The 20,375-nt window shown below is 63.7% G+C and carries 16 protein-coding genes and 1 tRNA gene; 7 read left to right on the forward strand and 10 right to left on the reverse strand.

Annotated features, from left to right (window positions below):
- The first annotated feature begins 29 nt into the window (after positions 1 to 29).
- The 3 genes from PVW51_RS07190 (at position 30) to PVW51_RS07200 (ending at position 4,082) form a co-directional block, all read left to right on the forward strand.
- Positions 30 to 1,124 (forward strand): extracellular solute-binding protein, encoded by a 1,095-nt coding sequence (locus PVW51_RS07190; RefSeq protein ID WP_274574273.1) that lies wholly within the window; start codon positions 30 to 32, stop codon positions 1,122 to 1,124.
- A gap of 89 nt (positions 1,125 to 1,213) precedes the next feature.
- Positions 1,214 to 2,899 carry an ABC transporter permease gene (locus tag PVW51_RS07195; protein WP_274574275.1) on the forward strand — a complete coding sequence of 562 codons (1,686 nt, stop codon included), beginning with the start codon at positions 1,214 to 1,216 and terminating at the stop codon, positions 2,897 to 2,899.
- Between the two features lie 4 nt (positions 2,900 to 2,903).
- Complete coding sequence (locus tag PVW51_RS07200) at positions 2,904 to 4,082, forward strand: ABC transporter permease (RefSeq protein WP_274574276.1); 1,179 nt, start codon at positions 2,904 to 2,906, stop codon at positions 4,080 to 4,082.
- A gap of 273 nt (positions 4,083 to 4,355) precedes the next feature.
- On the opposite strand, the gene PVW51_RS07205 is transcribed toward PVW51_RS07200, so the two are convergent.
- The 4 genes from PVW51_RS07205 to PVW51_RS07220 form a co-directional block, all read right to left on the reverse strand.
- Positions 4,356 to 4,430: transfer RNA gene (locus PVW51_RS07205), tRNA-Gln, on the reverse strand.
- 60 nt (positions 4,431 to 4,490) lie between these two features.
- The gene (locus PVW51_RS07210; RefSeq protein ID WP_274574277.1) at positions 4,491 to 5,810 is read right to left on the reverse strand and encodes a mechanosensitive ion channel domain-containing protein; all 1,320 of its coding nucleotides are present in this window, start codon (positions 5,808 to 5,810) and stop codon (positions 4,491 to 4,493) included.
- A gap of 134 nt (positions 5,811 to 5,944) precedes the next feature.
- Positions 5,945 to 6,937, reverse strand: coding sequence for an NADPH:quinone reductase (locus tag PVW51_RS07215; protein ID WP_274574278.1), 993 nt, complete (start codon positions 6,935 to 6,937; stop codon positions 5,945 to 5,947).
- Positions 6,938 to 7,025: 88 nt separating this feature from the next.
- The gene (locus tag PVW51_RS07220; RefSeq protein ID WP_274574279.1) at positions 7,026 to 7,544 is read right to left on the reverse strand and encodes an SH3 domain-containing protein; all 519 of its coding nucleotides are present in this window, start codon (positions 7,542 to 7,544) and stop codon (positions 7,026 to 7,028) included.
- A gap of 128 nt (positions 7,545 to 7,672) precedes the next feature.
- Between PVW51_RS07220 and PVW51_RS07225 the strand changes: the two genes are divergently transcribed.
- From PVW51_RS07225 to PVW51_RS07240, 4 genes are all read left to right on the forward strand, one after another.
- Positions 7,673 to 8,659: a 2-hydroxyacid dehydrogenase gene (locus tag PVW51_RS07225; RefSeq protein ID WP_274574280.1), complete on the forward strand. Its 987-nt coding sequence runs from the start codon at positions 7,673 to 7,675 to the stop codon at positions 8,657 to 8,659.
- 120 nt (positions 8,660 to 8,779) lie between these two features.
- A complete protein-coding gene (gene ggt, locus PVW51_RS07230) occupies positions 8,780 to 10,555 on the forward strand; it encodes a gamma-glutamyltransferase (RefSeq protein ID WP_274574281.1) in 1,776 nt (591 codons plus the stop codon).
- Positions 10,556 to 10,585: 30 nt separating this feature from the next.
- Positions 10,586 to 11,992, forward strand: coding sequence for an FAD-binding oxidoreductase (locus PVW51_RS07235; protein WP_274574282.1), 1,407 nt, complete (start codon positions 10,586 to 10,588; stop codon positions 11,990 to 11,992).
- Between the two features lie 294 nt (positions 11,993 to 12,286).
- A complete protein-coding gene (locus PVW51_RS07240; protein WP_274574283.1) occupies positions 12,287 to 14,782 on the forward strand; it encodes a GcvT family protein in 2,496 nt (831 codons plus the stop codon).
- An 85-nt stretch (positions 14,783 to 14,867) separates the two neighbouring features.
- Here the strand turns inward: PVW51_RS07240 and PVW51_RS07245 are convergent, their stop codons facing one another.
- From PVW51_RS07245 to PVW51_RS07270, 6 genes are all read right to left on the reverse strand, one after another.
- Positions 14,868 to 15,665 (reverse strand): glycoside hydrolase family 25 protein, encoded by a 798-nt coding sequence (locus PVW51_RS07245; protein ID WP_274574284.1) that lies wholly within the window; start codon positions 15,663 to 15,665, stop codon positions 14,868 to 14,870.
- On the reverse strand, positions 15,665 to 16,318 hold the full coding sequence (locus tag PVW51_RS07250; RefSeq protein WP_274574285.1) for a DUF938 domain-containing protein: 654 nt from the start codon (positions 16,316 to 16,318) through the stop codon (positions 15,665 to 15,667). Before PVW51_RS07250 ends, PVW51_RS07245 begins: the two co-directional genes overlap by 1 nt.
- Positions 16,315 to 17,394, reverse strand: coding sequence for an NAD(P)/FAD-dependent oxidoreductase (locus PVW51_RS07255; RefSeq protein WP_269367252.1), 1,080 nt, complete (start codon positions 17,392 to 17,394; stop codon positions 16,315 to 16,317). The genes PVW51_RS07250 and PVW51_RS07255 overlap by 4 nt, the downstream gene beginning before the upstream one ends.
- Positions 17,391 to 18,329, reverse strand: a complete 939-nt coding sequence (locus PVW51_RS07260) for an aldo/keto reductase (protein WP_274574286.1) — start codon at positions 18,327 to 18,329, stop codon at positions 17,391 to 17,393. Before PVW51_RS07260 ends, PVW51_RS07255 begins: the two co-directional genes overlap by 4 nt.
- A gap of 66 nt (positions 18,330 to 18,395) precedes the next feature.
- Positions 18,396 to 19,004, reverse strand: a complete 609-nt coding sequence (locus PVW51_RS07265) for a glutathione S-transferase family protein (protein ID WP_274574288.1) — start codon at positions 19,002 to 19,004, stop codon at positions 18,396 to 18,398.
- A gap of 251 nt (positions 19,005 to 19,255) precedes the next feature.
- Entirely contained in the window at positions 19,256 to 20,335 is a 1,080-nt protein-coding gene (locus tag PVW51_RS07270; RefSeq protein ID WP_114274928.1) for a BMP family ABC transporter substrate-binding protein, read from the reverse strand.
- Between the last annotated feature and the right edge of the window lie 40 nt (positions 20,336 to 20,375).

The following is a 20,375-nucleotide window of genomic DNA, read 5'->3' on the forward strand; positions in this document are numbered from 1 at the left end:
AAACGGGAAGAAAATTGGGAGAATACCAAATGAAATTCACCAAAATCCTACTAACTTCGACCGCGCTCAGCGCAGTCGCAGGCGTTGCCGTGGCACAGGAAATGTCCAACGACATGACCATCGTGTCCTGGGGCGGGGCTTATCAGAACAGCCAGTTGAAGGCCTATGTTGAGCCCTATCAGGCGCTGCACCCCGAAGTGAATGTCGTATGGGATGAAAGCTCCAATGAAGCCGTGGCCAAGCTGCGCGCGATGAACGAAGCGGGCAACATCACCTGGGATCTCGTTGACGTGGTGGCGTCTGACGCCATTCGCCTCTGTGACGAAGGTCTGGCGATGGAATACGAACCCAATGAGCTGCTGGCCGAAGGCGCCGACGGCACATCCGCAGAAGATGACTTCGGCGACCTGATCGTCTCTGACTGCTACATCCCGCAGATCGTCTATTCGACCACATTCGGCTACCGCACAGACATGGTGCCCGAAGGTGCTGCGGCGCCCAGCGAAATCTGCTCGGTGTTTGACCTGGAAACCTATCCCGGCAAGCGTGCGCTGGAAAAGCGTCCGATCAACAACATGGAATGGGCGCTGCTGTGTGACGGCGTTGCCAAGGACGAAGTCTATGACGTGCTGGCGACACCGGAAGGTCAGGAGAAGGCGCTGGCCAAGCTCGACACCATCAAGGACAACGTGATCTGGTGGTCGGCCGGTGCGGATACGCCCCAGCTTCTGGCAGACGGCGAAGTCTTCATGGGCTCCACCTACAACGGTCGCCTGTTCTCTGTCATCGAAGAGCAGAACCAGCCCGTCGGCATGATGTGGGACGCTCAGGTCTTTGACCTGGATGGCTGGATCATCCCCGAAGGCCTGGACGAAGCGCGCCTGAACCGTGTGAAGGACTTCATCAAGTTCGCCACCGACACCCAGCGTCTGGCCGATCAGGCCAAGTACATCTCCTATGGTCCGGCACGCCTGTCGTCCGCACCGCTGGTGCCCGAGGACATGAAGCAGCACATGCCGACCGATCCGGCAAACGCTGGCAACACCTTCCTCTACAACTACGAGTTCTGGGCTGACTATCGCGACGACATCGACGCGAAATTCCAGGCGTGGCTCGCGCAATAAACTGAACCCGGGCGGGCCACTGATGGCCCGCCCTTCGCAGGCCGGATCCCTGGTCCGGCCTGCCCGAATTCCCCGCGAAGGACAGCCCGATGAGCGATGTGACCGAGACGATCCCCCAGGATTCTCCCGAACAGGGGGGCAAAAAATCTGACGGAAAGATTCGCGCCGCGGACGGCACGTCGCTGAAACGCAGCCTGAACCGCGCCCTGCGGCGTCAGAAGCTGCGGGCCTTGATCCTGATCGCCCCGCTGCTCATCTTTGTCCTGGTCACCTTCATCGCCCCGATCGCGGACATGCTGTTCCGCTCGGTCGAGAACCAGATCGTCGCACAGACCCTGCCACGCACGACCGAAGCGCTGGCCGATTGGGAAGCCGACTCCGGGCAGGCCCCCGGCGCGCCGGTCTACAAGGCACTCTACGAAGACATATTCATCGCGCAGGAGCGCAAGCTGCATACCCGTCTCGGTTCCCGGCTCAATTACGAACTGACCGGCGCATCCTCGCTGTTCCGCAAATCCGGACGCGGCGTGGGCGACATGGGCGAGGTCTATCAAGACCAGTTCGAGGATTTTGACGATTTCTGGAAGAAGGGCGAGAACTGGAACGCCTTCCTCGGCTCCGACGAATGGCTGGCCGAGATTCAGGCATGGGACAAGGCCTCGGGCGACGACCAGCCTGCCTTTGAAATGCGCGACGGCATGGAAGAGTTGTTCCCCCAGACCGCTGCCAAATACGAGATTTTTGCCGACTTCGTGCAATACGAGGATGGCGACAACCTGTACAAGGAAGACCCCTGGGCGCTGATCTATTCCTCATTCTATGATGACCTGACCGGCCCCACTGCGCCACAGATCGCGGCATATGACGGCCCCGCCGCCGCGCAGATCAAGGCGGCCTCCGCTGCCGCCGCAGGTTTCGAAACCGTGGATTACGCCGCCGCCTTTGCGGAGATCGACAAGGATTGGGCCGAGACCCCGATCTGGGAGACAATCCAGACCTATTCGGGTCCATTCACCAACGGCTACTTCCTGAATGCGGTCGATATGCAAAAGAGCCCGGATGGCGCCGAACTGCGCCCCGAAAACCAGCGCATCTATGGCACGTTGTTCCTGCGGACGCTGTTCATGTCGCTGATGATCACCGGCAGTTGCATCCTGCTGGGCTATCCGGTGGCCTGGCTGCTGGCGAACCTGCCCGCGCGCACCGCGAACCTGCTGATGATCCTGGTCCTGCTGCCCTTCTGGACCTCGCTGCTGGTGCGGACCTCGGCCTGGAAGGTGATGTTGCAGCAACAGGGTGTGATCAACGACACGCTGGTCTGGCTCGGGATCGTGTCCGATGCGAACCGTCTGGCGCTGATCAACAACCAGACCGGTACGATCATCGCGATGACGCATATCCTGCTGCCCTTCATGATCCTGCCGCTCTATTCGGTGATGGCGACGATTCCGCCCGCCTTTCTGCGCGCCGCCAAGAGCCTTGGCGCAACCAACTGGACGGCTTTCTGGCGGGTCTATTTCCCGCAGTCGGTGCCGGGCATCGGTGCGGGGTCGATCCTCGTCTTCATCCTGTCCATCGGCTATTACATCACACCCGAAATCGTGGGCGGTACAACAGGCACGTTTATCTCGAACCGGATCGCCTATCACATTTCCAGCTCGCTCAACTGGGGCCTCGCGGCCGCACTTGGGGCGATCCTGCTGGCGGTCGTGCTGGCGCTCTACTGGGCCTACGACAAGATCGTCGGCATCGATAACGTGAAACTGGGGGGCTAGGACCATGACTGCACTCACGCCGATCAGCCGCACGCCGGTGTCCTTCTATGCCTCTGTCGTAGCTGCTGCGGGGGCCCTGGCCGGGCTCTTTGTGGGCACCGCACAGGGCAGCGGGTTGCTGGGCATCATCATCGGCGCAATCGCCATGGGCGCGCTGGCTTTCGTGTTGACGCAGGTCATCAAGGCCGAGAAACCCGGGATCTGGGGCAGTGTCGTGCTGCTGGCGGTCATCGGTTTCCTGCTGGGGGGTATCCCGGCGCTGGTCATCGGCGCGCTGTTCGGCTGGTTCTTTGCCTGGTTCAGTTTCTGGCTCTACGAAGGCCGCTACCGGCGCAAATTGCCGCCCTATCTGACACCGGGTCAGGTGCTGTGGCACTTTGCCTTCCGGGTGATCTGCGGGGCAATCCTGGTGTTCCTGATCACCCCGATCCTTGTGGTCATGCCGCTCAGCTTCAACGCCGAGAACTTCTTTACCTTCACGCCCGAAATGCTGCGCTTTGATCCGGCGGGCTATTCGCTGAAGCACTACCGCGCCTTTTTCAACAGTTCCGACTGGCAGAACGCGCTGCGCAACTCGGTCATGATCGCACCGGCCGCGACACTGCTTTCGGTCGGCTTCGGCACGCTGGCGGCCATCGGGCTGAGCCAGCCGCATGTCCCGTTCCGGCGGGCCATCATGGCGATCCTGATCTCTCCGATGATTGTGCCGCTGATCATTTCGGCGGCGGGCATGTACTTCTTCTACAGCCGCATCGGGCTGCAGGGCACCTACATCGGTGTGGTACTGGCCCATGCGGCGCTTGGTATTCCCTTCGTGATCATCACCGTGACGGCGACCCTGGTGGGCTTTGACCGTTCGCTGACGCGGGCCGCCGCCAACATGGGGGCCTCGCCGATCCGGACCTTCTTCAAGGTGCAGATGCCGCTGATCCTGCCTGGCGTGATCTCCGGCGGGCTGTTTGCCTTCATCACCTCGTTCGATGAGGTGGTGGTGGTGCTCTTTGTCGGCTCAGCGGGTCAAAAGACGCTGCCCTGGCAGATGTTCATCGGGCTGCGTGAACAGATCAGCCCGACCATTCTGGCGGTCGCGACACTGCTGGTTGTAATCTCTGTCCTGCTGCTGACGACGCTGGAATTGCTGCGCCGCCGGTCCGAGCGGCTGCGGGGCATGTCCCCGAGCTGACTGGCGCCGGTCGCGGGGGAGGGCAAAGCAGGCCCGCCGCCGCTGATTGAGACGCCTGAGACTGTCGAGGCACAGGTGTGTTGCGGTCTGGTCGCGAGTCGATGCGGGCGTGTTCAAGACCTATGAGGGAATCGTCATTTCCAATGGTCGCGTCTGACAGGCCTTGATGATGTGACCGCCCCCGACGACATCTATGTGCCGAGGTGCGTTAATCTGCCAACATTTGTTGCGCGCTACAGCTGCGCGGCGGGCGATACAGACTTTCAGGAAAAGTGGCTGGGATGGTAGGATTCGAACCTACGGTACACTGTACCAAAAACAGTTGCCTTACCACTTGGCTACATCCCAACGTGAGCCGCTAATTAAGGGCCTTGGGCGGTCAACGCAAGACCCGTTTTGGCAAAAATCCTATTCCTCTGTTGCGTTCACATTCAACAGATCGCGCCGCGACAGTTCGGCGCGTTCCTGATCCACGATCTTTTCCAGTTCTTTTTCTGCGGTTGCCTCTACGTCCTGTACCGGGGCGGGGGCGGCTGTGTCCTGCCGCTGGGCGCCAGGCCCGGGTTCTTGCGCGGGGGTGGGGGCGCCCGGCAGGTTCTCGATCCGGTAGCTGGGCAGGGGGGCGGCGATTCCCGCCGCGTCAAACGCGGCTTGGGTCAGGCGGATGGCCTCCGACCGGGCCAGGACGATGGAGGTGTCATTCTGGTTGATCCAGGCGGCCATGTTCAGGGTGACCCAGAAGTCATCGACCGATTGAATCCAGACCGAAACCTCGGGGCTGTCCAGCACGAAGGGCAGGGCGTTCAACGTGTCCTCGGCCATGTGGCGCGCCTGGTCCAGGTCCGCATCCGAGGCCACGGAGAGGGCAAAGGTGAACCGCCGCTCCGCATTGCGCGAGAAGTTGACGATCCGGCTCTTGAAGACCGTGGCATTGGGGATGCGGATATGGTTGCCGTCAAAGCTCAGCAGGATGGTGGCGCGGCTGGTCAGGCGGATGACCTTGCCGGTGTCGCCCTCGATCTCCACGGTGTCATTGGGGCGGAACGGCTGGCGGATCGACAGCATGATCGAGGCGATGAAGTTTTCCACCGTGTCCCGCACGGCGAAACCGATGGCCAGGCCCACGATCCCCGCAGCGCCCAGAATGCCCGACAGCAGCGCCGTTGCGCCCACGATGTCCAATGCGATGACAAGCCCGGCCACGATGAAGAACAACCGCACGATCTGGCGGTAGATGTCGGCAATGAAGGCATTGGGCGACATCCGGTCCCAGGGCTGCTTGCGCCGCGCAATGAAAAAGCCGAACAGAACGACGGCAAAGAACACCGCAAGTGCGATCATCGCCAGCGGCAGGAAGGCGACAAACTGATAGCCGCGTGACTTGAACCGTTCCACAGCGGGGTTGAGCCGCCGTGCCACATCCGTCGTCTCGAAAACCTCGTTCTCGATGGCCACCACCCCCTCGACCCGGCCCACCAGTTCTGTCAGCCGCGTGGCAGAGGCCATGTCCAGCGTTGTGCCGCGCAGGGTCACGATCCCGGAGGAGACGGTCACCGAAATATCCTCATAGCCTTCCAGCTCGCGCAGGATGTCGCGGATGCGGTTGGCGATGGCCGCGTCCGATGCGGCATCATCCTGGATCGCGATGGTTCCGGTCGGCTGATCGCTGGTCTGGGCGAGGGTGGCAAATGGCAGGAAAAGGCAGAGCAGAAGGGCAATGAAACGCATGATCTGAAAATCCGTGGTGGTGCAATTGCACTACCCTAGGCCGGTGCCGCTGCCCTGGCAATCATGCGGAAAGGAGGCAGGAGTGCCGGAGCCTGCCGGAAACCGCGTCGCTATCTCGGGAAACTGCCCGTCGCTCAGCCCTGGCAGTCGATCAGGATGGCGCCATTGCGCCGACCGCTTTCGACGGCTTCATGGGCGGCGGCTGTCTCGGCCAGCGGGTAAATCCGCTCGGTCGGGCAGGTCAGCGCACCATCCTCCAGGGCGTGATGCAACCGGCTGATTGCGGCGTCACGTTCGGCTGCGGGCAAGAGGTAGATCAGGATGATGTCGATGGTCACCGCCTTGAACAGCAGCGGGCCGAAGGACAGCGCGGGTTCCATCTCCTTGGCGGAGCCATAGGGGGCAATGCGCCCGTTGGGTGCGATCAGCGCCGCATCGGTCCCGATGTTCAGGCCGAATTCGACCTCCACGATCGTTTCCACCTGTTTGCCTCCATTGGCCGCCAGCACCTGCGCGGCAAGATCCCCGGCGCGGTAGTTCAGCACCACGTCAGCACCGGCTGCAGTGACGACATCACGGTCAGCGTCGCTGCAGGTGGCAATCACCCTTGCCCCGCCCCATTTGGCCAGCTGCACCGCCAGCAGGCCGACCGTTCCCGCGCCGCCCTGCACCAGCACGGTTTCACCGGCCACGCCACCGCCGCCGAATACCGCGTGGCAGGCGGTCAGGCCGGGAATGCCAAGGTTGGCGCCCACCTCGAAGCCGACACCTTTCGGCAGCGGGACCGCCTGATGGGCGGGCAGGGTGATGTGGCTGGCCGCCGTGCCCTGGCTGCGCTGCCATTGACCGTTCCAGATCCAGACAGGCTGGCCGATGCGGGCCCTGTCCACGCCGGGACCTACGGCCTCAATCTCTCCGGCACCGTCACTGTGCGGCACGATCAGGGGATAATCGGGTTTGGTGACGCCGGGCCGCAGACCCGCGCGCGCCTTCACATCCGAGGGGTTCACACCGGAAAGCGCCAGTTTCACCCGGACCTCGCCGGGGCCGGGGGGCGGGCTTTCGATGTCCTGCAGGCGCAGCACATCCCGTGCCGCGCCGAATCTGTCATAGGTGATGGCCTGCATCTGTGGTCCTCATGGCGGGTAAGGGCAGTGTGACGCAAAACCGGATCACGGGCAATCAGCGGGCGGCAGATGCCCGGGCCGGTTGCAATCAGTCGTGGACTTCGCTGGCTGATACGCCCCAGATCCGGGCCTTGGGGGCCCAGCCCGAAAATCCGCCCGTGCGCAATTCGCACCATTCGGGAATGCATTCGCCCAGCTTGGCCACCACACCCAGCTCAAGCGCGGCAGAGACCGGTGCATTCGGGTCCGGACGCACATGCAGCGCCAGCATGTCCTGTTCAACCAGAACCGTGCGGGTGCCGGACAACAGCGAATAATGCACCCAGCCACCCATGCCGTCGCGGTCCTCCACCCGGCGCCAATGGCCGTGCTCCGCCGTGATCCTGAGCGGCATGTCGCGCCGTTTGAACACCCAGTCGATGCGATGCGACAGCGAGGGGCCGCGGCGCACGTTGCCTTCGGAGGCCTTCATGGACACGAATCTTGGCAGGGGAAGGTTGGTGACGGGCCCGACCCCGTCGGCAAGAGCCGGGGGGTTGAGCACGGGCGCCGTCAGAATCGTCAGTACTGCAAACGCCTTTGCGGCGTTTTTGAATAGAAGGATCATTGGTGCTGCCTGCACTGTCTTCTGTTTGGTTTTGTTTGCTCTTTTACACCGCGAGGTTCTTGTGCCTCGTCGCTGCTTGGGACACCATGCGCGGGAATACGAAGGTCGCCAAGTCTGGGGAGGACGAAATGTCAAAGAAACGGTTGAGTGTTGTAGTCACGCGACGGTTGCCCGATGCGGTGGAGACGAGGCTGTCCGAATTGTTTGACGTGACGCTGCGCACGGATGATGTGCCGATGACCCGGGCCGAGCTGGCCGAAGCGGTCAAAAGCGCAGATGTTCTGGTGCCGACAATCACCGATACCGTGGATGCGGCGCTGATCGGCCAGGCGGGCGAGCAGCTCAAGCTGATCGCGAACTATGGCGCGGGGGTCGACAATATCGACGTGGCGACAGCCCGGCAGCGCGGCATTCTTGTGTCCAACACGCCCGGCGCGCTGACCGAGGATACCGCCGACATGACCATGGCGCTGATTCTGGCGGTGACACGCCGGATGCCGGAAGGCATGTCCCTGATGCAAAAGGGCGACTGGACCGGCTGGGCCCCCACGGCGCTGCTGGGCGGGCGGATCAGCGGGCGGCGGCTGGGCATTCTCGGCATGGGGCGCATCGGGCAGGCGGTGGCCACGCGGGCCCGCGCCTTCGGGATGCAGATCCACTATCACAACAGGCGCAGGCTGCACGCCGAGACCGAGCGCAGTTTCGATGCGACCTATTGGGAAAGCCTCGATCAGATGGTGGCACGGATGGACGTGATTTCGATCAACTGCCCGCATACGCCCTCGACCTTCCACCTGATGAACGCGCGGCGGCTGAAGCTGATGAAGCCCGATGCGGTGATCGTGAACACCTCGCGGGGTGAGGTGATCGACGAGAATGCGCTGACGCGGATGTTGCGCGCGGGCGAGATCAAGGGCGCGGGGCTGGATGTTTATGAGCGTGGCACCGACATCAACCCGCGCCTGCGCGAGCTGGATAACGTGGTGTTGCTGCCGCACATGGGATCGGCCACGCTGGAGGGGCGGATCGAGATGGGCGAGAAGGTCATCATCAACATCAAGACCTTCGACGACGGCCATCGTCCGCCCGATCAGGTGGTGCCGTCGATGTTGTGATCCGTTGCGGGCGTGATCCGCAGGCGCGGCTGTGCCGCACGCGATCTATTTGGGGATGAGGGACGCTGTCCCTCAAACTCCCTGGGATATTTGAGCCCAAAAAGAGAGAGGTGTTGCGCGATGTGGAAAGTGGTTTCAGTTCTGACGGTCCTGTTTGCGGGGGCGGTGTCGGCCCAGCAGGTTGCGGATGCGGTGGCACCGGAAGCAGCAGGGGCGGGCGTGTTCGAGGATATGGGCCCCGAATATGCCGGCGCCATGGCGGCAAAGGTTCAGGGCAAGCCGGTCAAGGCGCAAAACTGGATGGTCGCGGCAGCCAATCCCCATGCGGTCAAGGCCGGGGCCGATGCGCTGGCCGCGGGTGGCACGGCGGCGGATGCGCTGGTGGCGGTGCAGGTGATGCTGGGGCTGGTCGAGCCGCAAAGTTCCGGTCTGGGCGGCGGGGCCTTTCTGGTCTGGTATGATGCCGCGACGGGCGAGGTGACGACACTGGACGGGCGCGAGACAGCACCGCTGGCCGCGACACCGCGCCGGTTCCAGGACGCGGATGGCGCGCCACTGAAATTCTTTGACGCGGTGGTGGGCGGGCGCTCTGTCGGGGTGCCGGGCACGCCTGCGCTGATGGAGGCGGTGCATGAACGCTGGGGCAAACTGCCTTTCTCCGATCTGACGGCCCCGGCGATTGCCCTGGCCGAAGAAGGATTTTCGGTTTCGCCCCGGCTGGCCGGGCTGATCCAGGGCGACCAGGAACGGCTGGGCCGTTTTGCCGATACAGCGGCATATTTCATGCCGGGTGGCGCACCCCTGGCGGCGGGTGACCTGCTGAAGAACCCGGCCTATGCGGAAACGCTGCGGATGCTGAACGGCGGTGCGGCGTCCTTCTATACGGGGACCAATGCGCAGGCCATCGTCGATGCGGTCAACGGCGCAATGGAAGGGGCGGGCATGCTCTCGCCCGTGGATCTGAGCATCTATCAGGTCAAGGAGCGCGCGGCGGTCTGTGCGCCTTATCGGGGTCATGAGGTCTGCGGGATGGGGCCGCCCTCTTCCGGGGCGGTGGCCGTGGGGCAGATCCTGGGCCTGCTCGAAGGATATGACCTGAGCGCGGGACCGCAGGACGCGCAGGTGCGCCGCCTGATGGGGGATGCCGCGCGGCTGGCCTTTGCCGATCGCGGGCGTTATCTGGCGGACAGCGATTTTGTGCCGGTGCCGGTGAAAGGGTTGCTGGATGAAGCCTATCTGGCGCAGCGCGCGACCCTGCTGTCAGGCGATGCGGCACTGGCCGAGGTGGCACCGGGCGAACCGGAATTCGACCATGCGCTGCTCCGGGCCGATGATATCTCGCTCGAACTGCCCTCGACCTCGCATGTCTCCATCGTCGATGCGGCGGGCAATGTTGCCAGCATGACCACCACCATCGAAAACGGCTTTGGCAGCCGGATCATGGTGAACGGCTATCTGCTGAACAATGAGCTGACGGATTTCTCTTTCAGCTCCCACAGCGAAGGCGTGCCGATCGCCAACCGGGTCGAGCCGGGCAAGCGGCCGCGCTCTTCGATGGCGCCCACCATCGTGCTGAAGGACGGCAAGCCGGTGCTGGCGGTTGGCAGCCCCGGCGGCAGCCGGATCATCGGATATGTGGCCGAAGCGATCATCGGCGTGATCGACTGGGGGCTGGATGTGCAGCAGGCTGCAGGCATCCCCCATGCCGTCAACCGGTTCGGGGCCTATGATCTTGAAGAGGGGACTGCGGCGGTCGAACTGACAGATGCGCTGGGCGCGATGGGGTTCGAAGTGGGCAGCCGGGAGCTGACCTCGGGTCTGCATCTGATCGCCATCGGCGATGACCTGCAGGGTGGCGCGGATCCGCGCCGCGAGGGCATCGCATATGGACAATAAGGGACCGCGCTTGGCGGAAAAGGGAACGATATGGCAAAAATAACCACATTGGCGCGCAACGAAGACGGGATCGGATCGGTTCTGGGCGTGCTCAAACAGCGCTTCGGCGAGCGGTTCCAGACCGGCCAGTCGATCCGCGAACAGCACGGCCATACCACCACCTGGATCGAGAACCAGATGCCTGATGGTGTGGTCTTTGCCCAATCGACGCAGGAAGTCTCCGAGATCGTGAAGGTCTGTGCGGAACATAAGGTGCCGGTCATCCCCTATGGCACCGGCACCTCGCTGGAGGGGCATGTCAACGCGCCCGCCGGGGGCATCTCGGTTGATCTCAGCCAGATGGACAAGGTGCTTGAGGTCAATGCAGGCGATCTGGATTGCCGGGTGCAGCCCGGTGTGACGCGGGAGGCGCTGAACACCCACCTGCGTGACCAGGGGCTGTTCTTTCCGATTGATCCCGGCGCCAATGCTTCGCTTGGCGGGATGACGGCGACGCGGGCCTCGGGCACCAATGCGGTGCGCTATGGCACCATGAAGGACAATGTGCTCAGCCTGGAGGTGGTGCTGGCGGACGGGCGGATCATGCGCACCGCCAGCCGGGCGCGGAAATCCTCTGCCGGCTATGACCTGACCCGGCTGATGGTGGGGTCCGAGGGGACGCTGGGGCTGATCACGGAGATCACCCTGAAATTGCAGGGCATTCCCGAGACGATTTCCGCCGCGCGCTGTTCCTTTCCAACGCTGGAAGCGGCCTCGCGCGCGGTGATGGCAACGATTCAATACGGGGTGCCGGTGGCGCGGATCGAGCTGCTGGATGCCATGGTGGTGAAGGCGGTGAACGCCTATTCCAAGCTGGACCTGCCGGAAACGCCGCTGTTGCTGCTGGAATTCCACGGCTCCGAAGCGGGTGTTGCCGAACAGGCGGAGACCTTTGGCATGCTGGCGGAGGAAGAAGGCGGCACCGGCTATCGGGCCACGGCATCCCTGGAAGAGCGCAACAAGCTTTGGCAGGCCCGGCATGACGCCTATTGGGCCGTGATGGCGCTGCGGCCCGGCTGCAAGGCGGTCGCCACGGATGTCTGCGTGCCGATCTCGCGTCTGGCCGAGGCGGTTGCGGCCAGCGACGCCAAGGCGCGCGAACTGGGGCTGATCGCGCCGGTGGTGGGCCACGCGGGCGACGGGAATTTCCACGCCTCGCTGTTGCTGGACATGGAGGACGCCGGGGAGGTGGCCCGTGCGGAAAGTTTTATCAGCTGGCTGAACGAGATGGCGATTGCCATGGATGGCACCTGCACCGGGGAACATGGTGTGGGGCAGGGCAAGCGGCCCTACCTGATCAAGGAGCTGGGGCCGGAGGCGCTCAGCGTCATGGGGGCGATCAAAGTGGCGCTGGACCCGGACAACATCATGAACCCCGGCAAGATCCTGCCCGCGTGATCCAAAGGCACGGCTGCGCCGCATGACATTCCGGGTGCCTGTGGCGGGCTGAGCCTTTCTCTCGGGGCTTTGCGCCAGTGGCACGGGGGAATGTGTATTTGAAGAACAATGAAGGGAGGGGCGTGATTCCGCGCCTCTGTCCGGTGGATTCGCCGCTTTGGGTCGGTGGTGGAAAGCGCGGTTGAAAATTCGCATGGCGCAGGTCGGTTTTGCGCTGTCTTGCGTCGGCGCGGAATGGTGGAATTCCAGTGTCCTGACTAAAAGGGGGGCAGATCCAGCAGGGGAGCCCCGGACATGAAAACAAACGTCAAAGCACTGGTTGTCGGCGGCGGTGCCGTGGGAACATCCATCGCCTATCACCTTGCGCGCGCGGGCTGGGAAGATGTGATGCTGCTGGAGCGCGACGAGCTGACGTCTGGCTCCACCTGGCATGCGGCGGGCCTTTTGCCCTATTTCAACATGTCTTTCGCGACCACGCATATCCATGATTATTCGATCAAGTTTTACAAGACGCTGGAGGAAGAGACCGGGCTGAACGCCGGTTTCGCCGTGGTGGGCAACCTGCGGATGGCGCAGACCGACGAACGCATGGACGAATATATGCTCTATGCCTCGACCGCCGAGACCTGCGGCGTGCCCTATGAGTGGCTGACGCCGGATCAGATCAAGGCGAAATGGCCGCTGATCCGCACCGAGGACCTGAAGGGCGCGATCTATCACCAGACCGACGGCTATATTAACCCGGCCGATGTGACCATGGCGATGGCCAAGGGCGCGCGCCAGCGGGGCGTGATGATCGAGCGAAAGTGGCAGGCGGATGCCTTTCACTGGAACGGCGAAGCCTGGGAAGTGACCGCGACGAAGATGGTCGAAAAGGGCGGCAACCTTGTGCCCTCCGACGAGCAGATTGTGATCACGGCGGAGCATGTGGTGACGGCATCTGGCAACCACGCGCAGCGCACTGCGAAGATGCTGGGCATCAAGATGCCTGCGATTCCGGTGGAGCACCAGTTCATCGTGATGGATCAGGACCCCGAGCTGGTCGCATTCCGCAAGCAGGAAGGCAATGTCGAGCACCCGGTGATCCGTGATGCCGATGCGCAGTCCTATGTCCGCGAGGAGCGCGGCGGCTGGATCCTCGGGGTTTACGAGCCCAACGCGCCCGCGCGGTTCGAATACGGCGTGCCGGACAGCTTCCGCGCCGATCTGTTCCAGCTGGATCTGGACCGGATCGAAGATCAATACATGGCGATGAACCACCGCATCCCCTCGGCCGAGAACTGCGGGCTGAAGGACGATTTCAACGGGCCGATCTGCTACACCCCTGACGGCAACCCGCTGGTGGGCCCCGCGCCCGGTCTGCGCAACATGTGGCTGGCTGAAGGCTTCTCCTTTGGCATCACCGCGGCGGGTGGCACCGGCTATTACCTCGCGCAGCTCATGGTCGAGGGTGAGGCCGAGATCGACATGGCGTCGCTCGACCCCAAACGCTATGGCGACTGGATGACCACCGAGTTTGCCGCGCGCAAGAACGAGGAAGCCTACGAGCACGTCTATATCCTGCACCACCCCGACGAGGAACGCCCCGCCTGCCGCCCCCTGCGCACCTCGCCTGCCTATGACCGGCAGGCCGCACGCGGCGCGCAATTCGGCTGGGTCAACGGCTGGGAACGCCCGAACTATTTCGCGCCGGAAGGGTTCAGCGACCACGATGCCCGCAGCTTCCGCCGCGGCGGCTGGTGGCAATATGCCGTGGAAGAGGCCAAGGCGATCCGCGAGGGTGTGGGCCTGATCGACGCCACCGCCTTTACCAAGCATCTGGTCAAGGGGCCGGGGGCGACGCAGTTCCTCGACTGGTTCACCTGCAACAAGCTGCCCAGCGTTGGCCGTATCAACCTGACCTATGCGCTGACCGGGGCCGGGACCACGCGCACGGAATATACCATCGTGCGCTTGGGCGAGGATGAATATTACCTCGTCTCCGCCGGCGCCTGGACCGCCTATGACAGCGATTATCTGCGCAAGGCAATTGAGGATAAGGCGCCGGAGTTCGGCTATATCGAATGCCACGATGTGACCACGCAATGGGGTGTCTTTGCCATTGCGGGACCGAAATCGCGCGATGTTCTCAAGGAGATCGTCAAGGATGCGGACCCCGAGACTGTGCTGTCCAACAAGCGTTTCCCCTGGCTGACCATGCGCAACATCGAACTGGGCATGTGCCCGGTGCGCGCCATCCGCGTGGCCTATACCGGCGAACTTGGCTGGGAATTGCACCACCCGATCGAGATGCAGAACTACCTCTTCGACCAGCTTGAGAAAGCGGGCGAGAAGCACGGCATGAAGCTGGTCGGCGCGCGGGCGCAGAACTGGCTGCGGCAGGAGAAGAGCTACCGCGCCTTTGGCAACGAGCTGGGCCGTGACGCCACCCCGCTGGAAGCCGATCTGCCGCGCTTTGTCGATCTGAACAAGGAGTTCCACGGCAAGCAGGCGATGGCCGATCACGGCATCCGTGCGAAATGCGTGACCCTGCTGATTGACGGGCCGGATGATGCAGACCCCTGGGGCCGCGAAGTGCTGTATGGAGGCGACACCCGCACCGGGCGCCTGACCTCCGGCGGCTATTCGGTGGCCTTCGGCAAGAGCATCGGCATGGGCTATGTGAAGCCGGAACATGCCGAGGTGGGCACGAAGCTGAAGATCAAGATGTTCGATCAGCTTTGGGATGCAGAGGTGGTTGAGGACAGCCCCTATGATCCCAAGAACGCGAACATCCGGGTCGACGGATAAGCAATCGGCTGCCTGATGGGCGGCGACACCTGATACCGGGGGCCGGAGTTTTCAAAACTCCGGCCCGTTTTTTTCGAAGAAGCGGCTACCGGACAGCCCGGCGCGCCAGCCATGCCTGCCAGTCCGACCGGCTGCCGTTGAAAGCGTTCAGGTCCACCCCGCCGGCGATGCCGGGCACGATACCGGTGGCGGTATACTGCCAGAATTTCCAGGATTGGCCGGGATAGGCCTCGCCCAGGGTCTTGGCGGTGGAACGCAGCCAGAATTCGTATCCGCCGAACTGGTCCAGGCCGTTCTGCCGGTAGAATTCCGGCGTGGTATAGATGATCGGGCGCTGTCCGTAATGCGCCTCGACGATCCGCAGCCAGCGCCGCATCTGATCGCGCACTTCCGCCCCCGGGGGGCGCACGGTGGCGCAGGTCGGCGAGAAGGGGTTCCACTCCATGTCGAGCACGGGAGGCATCATGCCCGCGCTGCGCGGGACGTTGCGGATGAACCAGCGGGCCTGATCCTCGGGCGGGGTGCAGAAGTAATAGAAGTGATAGGCCCCGCGGACCACGCCGGCACTGCCTGCGGCACGCCAGTGCTCGTGAAAGGCGGAATCGAGCAGGTCACCGCCCTCTGTCGCCTTGATGAAGGCAAAGTTCACGCCGCTGGCCCGTGCCCTGCCCCAATCGACGCTATGCTGGAAACGTGCGGCGTCAATGCCGTGCACGGCAAAGGCGGCAGGGCGTGGTGCGTTGAAAGAGGCCGGATCGCTGTCGCCGAAATCCGGCGCGAACAGCACGCCGGGCGGGGCGGGCGGCACCCCGGTATCATGCGCGCCCCCGCAGGCGGCAAGGGCGAGCAGGCACAGGAAGATAAGGCGGCGGAACTGGATCATCAAACAGGCTTTCGCGCGACAAGGGCAAGGTTGTTGGCGGGCATCTCGATGCCGCCGTTCGGCTCCAGCCCAGAGTTGCGCAGCCATCCCTCGACTTCAAGGTCGTCCTTGTAGCCGATCAGCGGATCGGCGCCGCGCAGTTCTGCATCGAACCGGCGGTCACCTTCGCTGATCAGTTCTCCGGACCGCCTGAAAGGCCCGTAAAGAAGAAAGACACCACCGGGGGCCAGCGCCTGCGACACGCCTTGCAGCAGCTGTTGCGCCTCGGTGTCGGAAATCAGGTGCAGCAGGTTCACCAGCACGATCAGATCCCGGGGGCCGGTGTCTGTGCCCCAGTCGGGCGCACAGGCGTCGAGGTGCCTTGCCGGGGCGATATTGGTCAGGCCCGCCTCTGCCACATGAGCGTCGATGCTGGCACGGCGCGCCGGGTCGATTTCCGTCGGCTGCCAGGTGAGGCCGGGCAGGGTGCCGGCAAAGGTCACCACATGCTGTCCCGTACCGCTGGCGATTTCCAGTGCGCGGCCCGTGGCCGGGGCATGTTGGGCCAGCACGGCGCAGATCGCTTCGGCATTGCGCGCGGCAGCAGGGGCAAAGAGCTTGCCGTTCTCCCGGTGGTTGGCGACGCTGGCGCTGGCCGGCAGTTTGCGGCTCACCTGCGGAACCTGTCCGGTGTCAGGCTGGCCACAACCGCGCCGGGCAGCGCGGGCGCGCGCCCCATCACCAGGTCGGCCAGCAGTTGCGACGCGGCGGGGGCAGTCTGAAATCCGTAACCGCCCTGGGCCGCGCACCAGACAAAGGCCGGATCACCCGGTTCCGGGCCCAGCACCAGCGCACGGTCCGGGGAAAAGCTGCGCAGCCCGGCCCAGGAGGTCAAGAGCCGGGTCACCGGTTCCGTCACCATTTCCTCGTAGCGCGCCAGCCCTTCGGCCAGGACCATGTCATCGGCCCAGGCGTCGTGCGGCTCTACCGGGTCTTCCTCGGCAGGGGACACCAGCAGCGCGCCGGCGTCGGGCTTGGCGTACCAGGATTCACCCACGCCAAAGAACATGGGCCATTGGCTGACATCATGGCCACCCGGCGCCGGCAGCCGCGCCATGGAGCGGCGGTGCGGCACGATGCCCAAGGGGGCGATTCCGGCCATCCCGGCGATCTGATCGGCCCAGGCCCCCGCCGCATTGACCAGCCGCGCGGCGGTATGGTTTCCCCGGGTGGAGGTGACCTGCCAGGTTCCGCCCTGCCGGGTGATCGCGGTGACACGCGCATCGGTCATGACCTCACCGCTGTTGCGGCGGATCTCGCGGGCGAAATCCTGCATCATCCGGTCGGTGTCGATGTCATAGGCTTCTTCGTGATAGCCCGCAAAGGCCAGCTCGGCCGGATTCAGGATCGGTATCAGTTCCAGCGCCCGTTCCGGGCTGATCTCTGCGATGCCCAGCGTCTCGGCATCCTTTTCAAATCCCGCGCGTTCCCCGGCACGGGCCGCCAGCAGGAAACCACGCGGGCTGAGGTAGCCGCCGTTCGCATGCCAGTGGTACTCGGCGCTGGCCTTGTTCAGCGCAACCGTGCTGGGCAGGCCGTAGTTCTGCTCGAACAGGGCGGCGGAGCGGCCCGATGCGTGAAAGCCCAGAGCGGTTTCGCTTTCCAGCACGGTCACCTTTGCATCGGCAGACAGGCGCGCAGCCGCGGAGAGACCTGCGATGCCGCCCCCGATGACTATGATATCGCTCATGTCTGTTCCTCCAGCCGGTCCGTAGCAGGCGGCGGCGTCGGGCTGAGGGCGCTCAGCCGGGCGTAAAGCTCATCAGACATTTCGAAATTCAGCGCATCCAGCGAGGGCTGCAACTGTTCGACCGACCGGGCCGAGATGATCGGGCTTGGCCCGGTCGGATGCCGCGCGGCCCAGGCCACCGCCAGCGTGGCGGGATGCAGGCCTGCCTCCCCGGCGATTTTGGTCAGCCCCTGCGCGGCCTCATGCATCTGTGCCTGTCCGTAGCGCGCGGCATAGCGGTCATCCTCACTGAGCCTGCCACTGCCGCCAGCGCCGTATTTCCCGGTCAGCAACCCGCCGCCCAGAGGCGAATAGGGTGCGACCAGAATGCCAAGGTCATCCGCCATCGGCAGGATCTCGACCTCTGCCTGGCGTTTGACCAGATTGTACATCGGCTGGATCACGGCGATGTCGAGGCCGAATGCCGCAGCGACACCTGCCGCCTTGACCACCTGCCAGGCGGCAAAGTTGGACAGGCCGATGTGGCGGATATGGCCCTTTTCCCTGAGCCGGGCGAAGGTTTCAAAACTTTCGGCCATGTCCGTCTCCGGATCAAAACGGTGCAGATAAAGCACGTCGAGCGTGTCCAGCTGCATCCGTCGGCGTGAGGTTTCGGCGGAATTCACGATGTTCTCGCGCCCCGCACCGCCCGAGTAGGCCGCCTTTGTCGCGACGATCAGCTCGTCGCGGCGGCTGCCCAGGAACTGCCCCAACAGGGTTTCCGACGCCCCGTCGGTATAGACATGTGCCGTGTCGAAATGGGTGATGCCCGCATTGATACAGGCTTCGAACATCGCGGCGGAAGCGGCGGCATCCGCCCTTCCGCCGAATTGCATGGTGCCAAAGGCAAGGCGGCTTGCCGGGGTGCCGTTGAGGCTGGTCAGGGTCTGTTTCATGACTGCTTTGGTGGCACGGAGAAAGGTCCGGTGCAATGGCGCTTTGCCCCGCTGCTCAGCCAGTCGTCATTCGCCGCCTTTTTCCGTTGCGCGCTGGTAGGCCGGGCGGGCGTGGATCATTTCGACAAACCCCTTCAGTGCCGGAAATTCCGCGCCGCGCTCCATCCGCATGGCGATTTCCGCCGGAAAGCTGAGCATGATGTCGGCGGCGGACAACCGGTCCAGCACGAAATGGCCGGAGGGGCGCACAAGGCTGTTCATATAGGCGAAATGGCTGGTCAGCTCCTCCGAGATGCGCGGATGCAGCGGCGCGCCCGCCTCGCCCAGGCGACCCACATAGAGGTTCAGCAGGATCGGCGTCATGGCAGAGCCTTCGGCGAAATGCATCAGTTCGAGATGGCGCAGGTAGGCGTCATCGTCGCGCTCCGGAACCATCTCGGGCGCAAACCGGGCGCAAAGCACTTCGGTGATCGCGGCGCTTTCGGTGATCAATTTGCCGTCCAGTTCCACCATGGGCGATTTGCCCAAGGGGTGCACGCTGCGCAGCTCCGGCGGGGCGAGGTTGGTTTTGGCGTCACGCTTGTAGTGCGCAATGGTGTAGGGATGGCCGATTTCCTCCAGCAGCCACAGGATGCGATGCGAGCGGGAGCGGTTGAGGTGGTGGACGTGGATCATGATCTGGCCTTTCGCGGCGGTTCCGGAGCCAGTGTAACGGGTGGCCGCAAAAGGAAAAGCGAGAAGCGCTGCGGTGATCCGGCGGACGCGGCTGACGCCGCGACGTCATGCCGGGCGCCTGTGGCACGCTGAGCCCGGGAGATCGGCCGGATATTCCTTTGCGGGGGCAGTGCAGGTGTATTTTAGGAACAATGAAACGAAAAAGGAGGCAGGTGTGGGGGCCTGCCTCCTTTGATTGGGATCTGGTCGGGTTATTGCGGGATATCGCCTTCGATGCCTTCGACATAGAAGTTCATGCCCGCCAGCGTGCCGTCATCGGCGGTTTCGCCCTCGGCCAGCCAGGCGCTGCCATCCTGTTTGTTGATCGGCCCGGTGAAGGGGTGGTATGCGCCCGAGGCGATGCTTTCCTTCAGCGCCAGGGCCTGTTCCTTGACCTCTGCGGGGACCGCGTCGGTGATCTCGCCGATGCCGACCATGCCCGGACCGATGCCGTCCCAGGTGTCCGTCGATTCCCAGGTGCCATCCATCACGGCCTTGGTGCGCGCGATGTAATAGGGTGCCCAGTTGTCGATGATCGAAGAGACCCGTGGTGTCGGGGCATATTGCGCCATGTCGGAGGCCTGACCGAAGGTGATCACGTTACCGGCTTCCTGCGCGGCGGCCTGGGGCGCGGTGGAATCGGTGTGCTGCAGCACCACGTCGGCGCCCTGTTCGATCAGCACCTTGGCCGCATCCGCTTCCTTGGCGGGGTCAAACCATGTGTAGGCCCAGACGATCTTGAACTGGACGTCGGGGTTCACCTTCTTGGCGTGGATATAGGCGGAATTGATGCCGCGGATCACTTCGGGGATCGGGTAGGAGCCGATGTAGCCGATGATGTTGCTTTTGGTCATGCTGCCCGCGATATGGCCCTGGATGGCGCGGCCTTCGTAGAAGCGCGCGGAATAGGTGCTGACGTTGTCGGCGCGCTTGTAACCGGTGGCATGTTCGAACTTCACGTCCGGGAATTTCTTGGCGACGTTGATGGTCGGGTCCATGTAGCCGAAGGAGGTGGTGAAGATCAGGTCGGCGCCGTCCAGCGCCATCTGCGTCATCACCCGCTCGCTGTCCGGGCCTTCGGCCACGTTTTCCACAAAGACGGTTTCGACCGCATCGCCGAATTCCTCTTCGACGGCCAGGCGGCCCTGGTTGTGTTCGTAGGTCCAGCCGCCGTCGCCGACAGGGCCGACAAAGACAAAGCCGACCTTGGTCTTTTCATGGCCATCGGCATGGGCTGCCGTGGCCAGACCCAGGGCGATGGCAGCGCTGGTCAGTAGTTTGGTGAGTTTCATGTGAAGTCCCCGTTTGATGCCCTTGTCGGGCTGAATTGGC

Origin of the sequence: Sulfitobacter sp. PR48 (genome assembly GCF_028807335.1) — a bacterium.
Lineage (GTDB): Bacteria > Pseudomonadota > Alphaproteobacteria > Rhodobacterales > Rhodobacteraceae > Sulfitobacter.